Source organism: Polaromonas sp. (assembly GCF_016185115.1).
In the GTDB taxonomy this organism is placed as follows: Bacteria; Pseudomonadota; Gammaproteobacteria; order Burkholderiales; family Burkholderiaceae_C; genus Polaromonas.
This window is the reverse complement of the sequence record NZ_JACPOF010000030.1, coordinates 455,854-464,523: the sequence shown is the minus strand read 5'-3', so window position 1 is coordinate 464,523 and position 8,670 is coordinate 455,854. Positions and strand designations below refer to the sequence as shown.

11 protein-coding genes are annotated in these 8,670 nt (G+C 58.9%); 7 read left to right on the top strand and 4 right to left on the bottom strand.

All coding sequences use genetic code 11. The features are described from left to right. The 4 genes from HYX42_RS23185 to HYX42_RS23170 form a co-directional block, all read left to right on the top strand. Positions 1-775 (top strand): aldolase/citrate lyase family protein (locus HYX42_RS23185; protein WP_293407714.1); only part of this gene is annotated, 775 nt, incomplete at its 5' end. Continuing rightward, positions 772-1,725 carry a DUF6282 family protein gene (locus HYX42_RS23180; protein WP_293407712.1) on the top strand — a complete coding sequence of 318 codons (954 nt, stop codon included), beginning with the start codon at positions 772-774 and terminating at the stop codon, positions 1,723-1,725. The genes HYX42_RS23185 and HYX42_RS23180, both read left to right, overlap by 4 nt. A gap of 74 nt (positions 1,726-1,799) precedes the next feature. Further along, the gene (locus HYX42_RS23175; RefSeq protein ID WP_293407710.1) at positions 1,800-2,789 is read left to right on the top strand and encodes a tripartite tricarboxylate transporter substrate binding protein; all 990 of its coding nucleotides are present in this window, start codon (positions 1,800-1,802) and stop codon (positions 2,787-2,789) included. A gap of 90 nt (positions 2,790-2,879) precedes the next feature. Beyond that, a complete protein-coding gene (locus HYX42_RS23170; RefSeq protein ID WP_293407708.1) occupies positions 2,880-3,635 on the top strand; it encodes an SDR family oxidoreductase in 756 nt (251 codons plus the stop codon). A 106-nt stretch (positions 3,636-3,741) separates the two neighbouring features. On the opposite strand, the gene HYX42_RS23165 is transcribed toward HYX42_RS23170, so the two are convergent. Next, a complete protein-coding gene (locus HYX42_RS23165) occupies positions 3,742-4,056 on the bottom strand; it encodes a 2Fe-2S iron-sulfur cluster binding domain-containing protein (RefSeq protein ID WP_293407706.1) in 315 nt (104 codons plus the stop codon). Positions 4,057-4,137: 81 nt separating this feature from the next. On the opposite strand from HYX42_RS23165, the gene HYX42_RS23160 reads away from it, so the two are divergent. Beyond that, the gene (locus HYX42_RS23160; protein ID WP_293407704.1) at positions 4,138-4,659 is read left to right on the top strand and encodes a GNAT family N-acetyltransferase; all 522 of its coding nucleotides are present in this window, start codon (positions 4,138-4,140) and stop codon (positions 4,657-4,659) included. Between the two features lie 22 nt (positions 4,660-4,681). On the opposite strand, the gene HYX42_RS23155 is transcribed toward HYX42_RS23160, so the two are convergent. Further along, positions 4,682-4,816, bottom strand: a complete 135-nt coding sequence (locus HYX42_RS23155) for a hypothetical protein (RefSeq protein ID WP_293407702.1) — start codon at positions 4,814-4,816, stop codon at positions 4,682-4,684. 271 nt (positions 4,817-5,087) lie between these two features. On the opposite strand from HYX42_RS23155, the gene HYX42_RS23150 reads away from it, so the two are divergent. Together HYX42_RS23150 and HYX42_RS23145 are read left to right on the top strand one after the other, a co-directional pair. Beyond that, positions 5,088-5,432 carry a hypothetical protein gene (locus HYX42_RS23150; protein WP_293407700.1) on the top strand — a complete coding sequence of 115 codons (345 nt, stop codon included), beginning with the start codon at positions 5,088-5,090 and terminating at the stop codon, positions 5,430-5,432. Between the two features lie 104 nt (positions 5,433-5,536). Continuing rightward, positions 5,537-6,475, top strand: coding sequence for a DUF808 domain-containing protein (locus HYX42_RS23145; RefSeq protein WP_293407698.1), 939 nt, complete (start codon positions 5,537-5,539; stop codon positions 6,473-6,475). Position 6,476: 1 nt separating this feature from the next. Here the strand turns inward: HYX42_RS23145 and HYX42_RS23140 are convergent, their stop codons facing one another. Both HYX42_RS23140 and HYX42_RS23135 read right to left on the bottom strand, forming a co-directional pair. Continuing rightward, positions 6,477-7,553 carry an aromatic ring-hydroxylating dioxygenase subunit alpha gene (locus HYX42_RS23140; protein ID WP_293407696.1) on the bottom strand — a complete coding sequence of 359 codons (1,077 nt, stop codon included), beginning with the start codon at positions 7,551-7,553 and terminating at the stop codon, positions 6,477-6,479. A 39-nt stretch (positions 7,554-7,592) separates the two neighbouring features. Next, positions 7,593-8,573 (bottom strand): tripartite tricarboxylate transporter substrate binding protein, encoded by a 981-nt coding sequence (locus HYX42_RS23135; protein ID WP_293407694.1) that lies wholly within the window; start codon positions 8,571-8,573, stop codon positions 7,593-7,595. Positions 8,574-8,670: the final 97 nt, after the last annotated feature.

Sequence of the window (8,670 nt, the reverse complement as noted above, 5' to 3'; positions counted from 1 at the left end):
TACGCGCGCCGCTGCATTCCGCGAACGCGTCCTCAGGCGCGAAACCGTCTACGGCACCTTCATCAAGACCTCGACCAGCCACAGCATAGAAATCATCGGCGGTGCGGGTTATGACTTCGTCCTGATAGATGCAGAACACGCCCCGTTTGACCGGGTCACCACAGACACCTGCATCCTGGCGGCACGCGCAGTCGGGGCGGCTCCGCTGGTGCGGGTGGCCTCGCCCAACGACATCCTGGGCGCACTGGACGATGGCGCTTTCGGGGTGATGGTGCCGCACATGACCTCGGCCAAAGCTACCAAAGAGATCGTGGATCTTTGCCGCTACTCGGGCAAACGGGGTTTCTCGAACTCGCCACGGGCCGGTGACTACGGGGTGCGCACGACCTGGGAGCACATCGATGCGTCTGACAAGGAAGTGTTGCTGCTGGGAATGATTGAAGACCCGGAGGCCATAGACAAGGCAGACGAGATCGTGGCGGTGGAGGGGCTGGATGCGGTCTTTATTGGCCGGGGTGACCTGACTGCGGCTTACCGCGACCGTGAAGCTGGCTCGCCAAAGGTGAAGGCAGCGACCTTGAGGGTCATTGAGGCCTGCAGGCGGCACGGCAAACCGGCATTCCTCCTGACGGCGAATGCGAAAGAGGCGGCTGAATACGCGGCGCTGGGGGTGAGCGGCTTTGTGACCGGCTCTGACCAGGGGTTCATGCGCTCTGCGGCTACTGCGGCTTTGCGTGAGTACCAATCAACCATCAACACCAGGAGCAAACCATGACAGATGTGATCGACAAACCCAAAAGCGCTGCACTTCAGCCGGGCGCCTGGCGCAAGAACAATCCGGGCCTGGGCAAATCGCTGCTCACCGGCGCCATAGACCTGCATTGCCACAGCGGACCATCCGTGATGCCGCGCTACTTCGACCATTACGAGGCCATGCAGGAGGCCTCTGAAGCCGGTGTGCGTGCGTTGCTGATCAAGGACCACTATTACTCCGCCACCCCGGTGACGGAGATGCTGAACAAACACTTCCGCCACATGAAGGTGACGCTGCTCTCCGGTGTGCCGCTGAACAACCAGAGCGGCGGCCTGAATATCTATGCGGTGGAGCACGGTATTGCGCTGGGCGCAAAGCTGGTGTGGATGCCGACGTTTTCATCGAAGAACCACATCGAACATCACAAGAACGGTGCGACGCCCGGCTTTCCGAACTCGAAAAAAACCATGATGCCGCCCACGCCCGTCCATGTGGTTGACGATGCCGGCCGTTTGCTGTCCGAACTGATGCCCATACTCGACACCATCGCAGAACACGACGTGGTGCTGTCCTCCGGCCACCTGCACATCAGCGAGATCTGGCCGCTGTTTGAAGAGGCAAAGCGCCGCGGCGTCAAGCGCCTGCTGTGCAACCACCCGACCTACATCATTGATGCCACGCCTGCGGACATCACGCGGCTGGTCGGCATGGGCGTCTACGTCGAGCACTCCATGTGCATGTTTACCGAGCTGTCGAAGTTCTGCTTTTATGACCCGCAGACGCTGGACACGCTCATCAAGGCCGCCGGTGTGGATCACACCATCCTGGGTTCGGACCTCGGTCAGGTCGGCAACCCGCGCCTGGTCGACGGTTTTCTCGATGTGATTGAAACCTGTCTGGACCTTGGCTATGGCGAAGCCGATGTCCGAAAGATGGTGTCGACCAACGCAGCCGCACTCATAGGCTTGTGACACCGGCCCGAAAAACGCCCGCCTTTTCCCGAAGACCTCAACCCCCAACCATCAACCTGCAACTGGAGACAACAATGATCAAGAAAAACTGGACAACCCTGTGTCGTGTACTCGTGCTTGCTGCCGCTTCGCTGTGTTCCGCACATGCCCTTGCGCAGGGCTTTCCCAACAAGCCGGTGAAGATCATCGTGCCTTACCCGGCCGGCGGACCAGTGGATGGCGTTGCCCGTGGTTATGCGGAACGCCTGTCAAAAGTGTGGAACCAGCCCGTCATCATCGACAACCGGGGCGGCGCGAACGAGGTGATCGCAGCTGACATGGTGGCCAAGGCGCCTGCCGACGGCTACACCATGCTGTGGGGTGCTGACGCGTCGTTCTCGACCAATCAGTTCCTCTTCAAGAAGCTTCCCTACAACCCTCTCACCGATCTGGTGCCTGTGACCCGCGTCACGTTTGTGAACATGGGCCTGATCGTGGATGGCAGCCTGCCCGTCAACAACCTGAAAGAATTCGTGGCCCTGGTCAAGGCAAACCCTGGAAAATACAACTACGGCTCAGCAGGCGCAGGCAGTCCCACGCACATTCACTTCGATGCATTTCTGCGTCAGCAAGGGCTGGCGATGACGCATATCGCCTACAAGGGCATCGCCCCTGCGGTGCAGGACATGCTGGGTGGCCAGGTACAGGCCATGATGGCTGGCGTGACCGCAGCAACGCCGCACCTCGCATCGGGCAAGATGAAAATCCTCGCCATCAACGGCAACAAGCGTGCAAAGCTGATTCCCAATGTGCCCACACTGGCCGAAGCAGGTTACCCGAACGCCGAAACCTATTTCTTCATCGGCCTGGCTGTTCCCAAGGGTACGCCGAAACGTGTCATTGATGAAATCGCCAGCGCCAACCGCAAGGTGATGGCCGATCCGGCCTTTGTCGAAAAGACACTGGACCCCTACGCCTTCGAGCCGCTGTCTGAAACACCCGAGCAGTTCTCGCGCTTCCTGACCAATGACCGCAAGCAGTCCGAAAAGAAAGTGCGGGAAGCGGGCGCGCGTCTGGACAGCTGAGCGCCAGCCTGTTATTTTTGCGAATTGCCGAGCGCCCTAGCGCGCCCGGCAGTTCTTTTTTTGCTTTTTTATTTTGTTCAGAAAAGTCTTATGAATCTCACCGGCAACACCATCCTCATCACCGGCGGCACCAGCGGCATAGGCCGCGCGCTGGCGGAGGCGTTCCATGCACTCGGAAACAAGGTCATCATCTCTGGCCGTCGCCAGGTGCTGCTTGACGAAATCACTGCAGCCCACCCGGGAATGTCTGGCCTGCAGCTGGACCTGGACGACCCGGATGAGATCGAAGTTTTCGCAGTACGCATACGGCGGGAGTTTCCGGGCCTGAACGTGCTGATGAACAACGCCGGCGTCTTCAAGGTCGAAGACCTTACCTGTGACAACATTGATATCTCGCTGGCGCGGCAGACGATTCAGACCAACATCCTCAGTGTGTTGCAGCTGACTGCCGGGCTGCTGCCTCTTCTGAGAGCGCAGCCCCGGTCGACCGTGCTTGCGACGTCGTCAGGCCTGGCCTTTGTGCCACGCGCCGCTTACCCGTCCTATTGCGGCAGCAAGGCCTTCATTCACGCATGGTTGCAGGCTCTTCGTTTTCAGTTGCGGGACACCTCTGTTGAGGTTCTGGAACTGGCGCCGCCCTATGTACAAACCGAACTGGGCGGGCCTGAGCAGGCGAGCGACCCGCGTGCCATGCCGCTGGCGGAATACATCGCGGAAGTCATGGCGTTGCTCGCCAACCCGAACCCGCCGCGTGGCGAGATCCTCGTAAAGCGTGTGGAGGGCCTGCGATGGGCGGAAAAAAACGGCACGCACGAAAAAACGTTTGCCGCACTCAATGCCATCTGAAGGGCTCAAAAAACCCGTGCAGGTAAAGGAGGGCAGCGGGTCAGGAGCGAAAACCCGCTTCACCGCTGCGGGGTATGGGGGGCGGCGCCAGCAAGGTGGACGTTGTTCACACAGGCAGTTCAATCGTTACATCAGACTGAGGGTACGCGACGCAGGGCAGGATGTAGCCCTCGCGTTTCTCATCCAGGCTCAGGCCCGGCCATTCAATGCGGTAGTGCACCTGGCCTCTGGTGAGTTTGCTGATGCAGGTGCGGCAGGTGCCGTTGCGGCATGAACTGTCCATCAGCATGCCTTCAAGCCCGGCCTGCTCGGCGGCGTTGAGCAGGGTCATTGAGGCGGGCGCTGAAAAATGCTGGCCTGTTGGTTCAACCAGGGCCGTAAATACCGGGGTGTCTTCAGGGCGTACGGGGGCGGATGGCATGCCTGAATGCTACAGCGACCCCCTGGGTGTTTTGCGCGACAATCCATGTCCCCCCCGCATATTTCACAAATACTCCCTTACATGTCCAGCTATTCCGTTCGTCCCGCCACTGCCCGCGATGCCAAAGCCATTGCCGAAATCCATGTTGCCACCTGGCAGGCTGCCTACAAAGATTTGATGCCTGAGGATCACCTCAAAAAGATGACGGTTGAAAAGCGCCAGGCCTTCTGGCGTGAAGCCATTGAATACAGCGAACCGCAACTGCTGGTGGCTACTGAAGGCGACAAGGTGGTAGGTTTTGTGGGGTTTGACCGTTCGCGCGATGCCGGTACCAAATCAACCGTTGGTGAGATCTGGGCCATGTATGTGTTGCCCGAGCACTGGAGCAAGGGCTGCGGCGTGGCCCTCTGGGACGGCGCGCGTGAAGGCCTGAAGGAAGAGGGTTGCACCCAGGCCACCCTCTGGGTGCTGCTGCACAATGAGCGAGCCCTGGGTTTCTTTGAGCACTCGGCAGGCTTCAAGCGCGACATGGCATCGCTCAAAACCACCGATTTCAGCGGCACCCGCCTGGAAGAAATCCGGCTCAAGCGCGCGGTTGACTAAGTCGCGCTGTAACCGGGGCCGTTCAGGACGGCACGTTCACGACACGCTCCTCCTCATCAGGAATGAGCGAAGAACCTTCGTCAGGATTAACGGGTAACTCCAGCGCCTGGTCATCATTGGCAGCTTCTTCGGTAGACGGTTTTGGTGTCCTGTTCATGGCGGGCCTCTCTATTTCATTTGAAGAAGCCTGATGATGGAGAGCGTTCAACCTCATGGCATCAGGCATGGGATGGTTCTCGTGTCATCCTTCACTGACAACCTTAGTTCCAATGTACGGCCTGGGTCGCCGGCGACACACTCTACTTTGTCCTACATGGACGCCATGCCCATGCGCACAAGGGCAAACACCGTCCTTAATTAAGGTCAGTTCATGAGCCAGGTGGTCAACTCACTTTGGTATTTGTTCGACCCTTTTAAGGACTCCCATCATGGAAAAAAGTATTTACGACACTGGCAGAGGCGTGGACGCTGCAGGTGTGGTTCAGCGCCGCGTGGATTCTGCCGGTGCAGCGCTTCACAGTGGCATTGACAAGGTTGCAGACCCTGCCCGCAGCGCAGTGGATCGCCTGACCACCAGTGCGCATGAAACGGTAGACAAGCTTGCCAGCACCGCCAATAACACGGCTGACCGTGTCGTGAGCAAAACGCGTTATTACACTGACGCGCCAGCGCGTGCGCTGGAAACCTCAAAATCGTGGGTGCAGGAGCGTCCACTGGAAGCCGTCGCGGCTGCGCTGGCATTCGGTTTTGTATTGGGCCGCCTGACACGCTGACAGCCGAATTGGCGTAGCCAATACGGGCTATCGCAAGGCCGCCGCAAGGCGGCTTTTTGATGTGTGGGCAGAATACGCCCTTGAAGTTTCAAAACAGGATTTTTATGGCCAGCAGCCTTCTTGCACTGATTGACGACATTGCCAGCATCCTCGATGACGTGGCAGTGCTGTCCAAGGTTGCTGCAAAAAAAACCGCGGGCGTTCTGGGTGATGACCTGGCGCTCAATGCGCAGCAGGTGTCGGGCGTCAAGGCCGACCGTGAGCTGCCTGTCGTGTGGGCAGTCGCCAAAGGCTCATTCATCAACAAGGCCATCCTTGTGCCTGCGGCGCTCGCCATCAGTGCGTTTGCGCCGTGGGCGGTGACGCCCTTGCTGATGGTTGGCGGGGCGTTTCTGTGTTTTGAAGGTTTTGAGAAACTGGCCCACAGGTTTTTGCACAGCAGGCAGGAACAGCAGGCCGAGCGAGAAAAACTGGTGGCGGCGCTGTCAGACCCGGCGGTAGACCTTGTGGCCGTGGAGAAGGTCAAGATCAGGGGCGCCATACGTACCGACTTCATACTTTCGGCGGAGATCATCGCCATCACACTGGGTACGGTGCAGACCAGTGCCTTCGTGACCCAGTTCACTGTGCTGGGTTCCATTGCCATCGTGATGACCGCCGGCGTTTACGGCCTGGTGGCTGGCATCGTCAAACTCGACGATGGCGGCCTCTACCTCACGCAATTGCAGGGAGAGGCCGCGGGCCGGCGTGTTCAGCGCAGCCTTGGGCGCGGCATTCTGGCCGCTGCACCCCGGCTTATGAAGGGCCTGTCTGTCGCCGGCACGATTGCCATGTTTCTGGTGGGCGGCGGCATTATCACTCACGGGCTGGCGCCTCTGCACCACTTCATCGAAGGGCTTGCTGCAAAAGCTGGCACTGTGCTGGGCGCCATCACGCCATTGCTGATGGATGCCATGGTGGGTGTGATCACCGGCGCCATCGTGCTGGGCGTTGTGATTCTGGTTAAAAAAGTTTTGCCTGCGAAAGCCGGCTCGCACCCCTGAGCTACACGGTCTGGGCGATGCGTATGACCGGGCCTGCAGGGGCCTGATTTCCTTTTTCAGCCAGCCTTTCAGCTTCAATCAACTGCGTGATAACGCGCCGGGCGTGTATGCCGCCAGCGTCGGTTTTGATATGGACATTCTTGCGACCGGGGAACTGCTCAAACCGCTGTTGCTGCGCTTCAACCACAGTACGGTCTTCTTCGAAAGTTGCTGAAATCTCGCCGTAAAAGTTGTTGGTCACTTCGGGTTCCGTTACCCTGAAGTTATGCGCCGCCGTCCAGAAATAATGGGTGGTGTTTTCGGTCTCGGGTGTTATGCCGTTGAAGATGCGCATGCCCATTTTGTCCATCTGGGTCTTTTCATCAAAACCCTGGCCGGCATCATTCACGCCGATGTAGATACGTATCAGGCCTGGCACGAACCTGATCTCCATCCAGCGGTCAATGTTGCCGGCGAAGTTCATGGCACGCTGGTATGTGGGCGGCGGCACGGTGCCGGGCATGAAACGGCGCACGGTAACACCGTCGTCGCGCCGCTCGGTGGATATTTGCGCTTCAGAGTGCGCGCCAGGTGTGCCGCCTATCGTTTTGCCATGCACGTAGCCGACATGTGACAGATCTATGAGGTTGTCGTTGATCAGCTCATGGTGGCAGTTGATGGTGTAGTGGTTGCCCTTGTGTGCCCAGCGTGGGTCAGAGTGAATGGGGTAGTCCGGTATGCGCCCGGGGCTTGCCTTGTCTGCATCGCCCATCCATATCCACAATACGCCGTCTTTTTCAACAAGAGGGAAATGCATGACACATGCGCCCGAAGGAATCACATCCTGACCGGGCACCCTGATGCACTGGCCCGTCGTGTTGTAAACCATGCCGTGGTAACCGCAGCTCAAGGAGTTGCCTTCAACCTTGCCGTGCGACAGCGGCAGGTTGCGGTGGCAGCAGCGGTCTTCAAGCGCAGCAACTTCGCCGCTTTCCGTTCGGAACATCACGACCGGTTCACCCAGCAGGGTGCGTGCGAGCGGCGTGGTGGTGAGTTCTTCGCCAAAGCCGGCGACATACCAGTTGTTTTTTAAAAACATGACTCAAATCCTGAAAGTAAAAGAGGTTCTGATGGGTGATTACTGTGGTTTGAGGTCAAGGTCGTTAACGACCTTTTTCCATGTCGCACGCTGCGCATCTACAAATTCAGTCAGGGCTTTGGGTGAACCGGGTTTGGGGTAGATGCCGAAGTCTGCAAAACGCGCGACAAGGTCTGGCGCCTGCACGACGCGGTTCACATCGCGGTTGATTTTTTCGACCACGTCAGGCGCCAGACCTGCGGGCGCATACATGGCGAACCAGCCAAGCGCTTCAAAGCCCTTGAAGGTCTCTGACACAGTGGGCACGTTTTCAAAACCGGGCAGACGGTTGGGCGAGGTCACTGCCAGCGCGCGGAACTTGCCGGCCTTGACGTACTGGGTCAGTGCCGGCAGGCCATCGATGGTGACGTTGGCTTCGCCTGACAGCAGGGCAGTGGTTGACGCGGGCGAACTTGCGTAGGGCACGGTGGTGAGTTTCATGCCGGTGGTGCGGCTGAGCATTTCGCCCGTAAGGTGCGGAACGGAGTTGGTCTGCATCGCCGCAAAGTTGAGTTTGCCCGGCTGCGCCTTTGCGCTGCGCACCAGGTCGGCCAGCGTCTGGATGTCGGAGTTGCTGTTGACCACCACCATCATCGGGCCAGTCGCCACCGCCGCTATCGGCGTGTAGTCGGTGTCAATATTGAATTGCGGGTTTTTATAAAGATAAGGCGTGAGGTTAAGTACAGCCGCCGGCAGCATGCCCAGGGTGTAGCCGTCATTGGGTGAACGTGCGAGCGCGGTCATGCCGGGAATGCCGCCTGCGCCCGGTTTGTTGTCAATGATGACGGCCTGGCCCCAGAGGGTGGCGAGGCGGTCGCCCACCAGCCGTGCGATCACGTCGGGCACAGCTCCCGCTGCGTACGGCACCACCATGCGCACCGGTTTGTTGGGCCAGGACTGTGCGAAGGCTGTGGTGTTGATCAGCAAGCCGAGGGTGGCCGCAACGATGGCCGAACGACGGCCGGGCTTCCTTTTCATCATGTCTTGTCTCCTGTTTTGGCCATCAAATCGCGGCGCTGGTGGCACTGTAGATTTGCAGGGTGATTCGCGTAAGATGGCAATTTTTAAAAAGCGATTC

Bases quoted from the DNA above. Each gene is read 5' to 3' on its own strand.
- HYX42_RS23135 (WP_293407694.1), bottom strand. From the start codon at position 8,573: ATGATGAAAAGGAAGCCCGGCCGTCGTTCGGCCATCGTTGCGGCCACC.
- HYX42_RS23170 (WP_293407708.1), top strand. From the start codon at position 2,880: ATGAATCTCACCGGCAACACCATCCTCATCACCGGCGGCACCAGCGGC.
- HYX42_RS23165 (WP_293407706.1), bottom strand. From the start codon at position 4,056: ATGCCATCCGCCCCCGTACGCCCTGAAGACACCCCGGTATTTACGGCC.
- HYX42_RS23150 (WP_293407700.1), top strand. From the start codon at position 5,088: ATGGAAAAAAGTATTTACGACACTGGCAGAGGCGTGGACGCTGCAGGT.
- HYX42_RS23140 (WP_293407696.1), bottom strand. From the start codon at position 7,553: ATGTTTTTAAAAAACAACTGGTATGTCGCCGGCTTTGGCGAAGAACTC.
- HYX42_RS23175 (WP_293407710.1), top strand. From the start codon at position 1,800: ATGATCAAGAAAAACTGGACAACCCTGTGTCGTGTACTCGTGCTTGCT.
- HYX42_RS23160 (WP_293407704.1), top strand. From the start codon at position 4,138: ATGTCCAGCTATTCCGTTCGTCCCGCCACTGCCCGCGATGCCAAAGCC.
- HYX42_RS23145 (WP_293407698.1), top strand. From the start codon at position 5,537: ATGGCCAGCAGCCTTCTTGCACTGATTGACGACATTGCCAGCATCCTC.
- HYX42_RS23180 (WP_293407712.1), top strand. From the start codon at position 772: ATGACAGATGTGATCGACAAACCCAAAAGCGCTGCACTTCAGCCGGGC.
- HYX42_RS23155 (WP_293407702.1), bottom strand. From the start codon at position 4,816: ATGAACAGGACACCAAAACCGTCTACCGAAGAAGCTGCCAATGATGAC.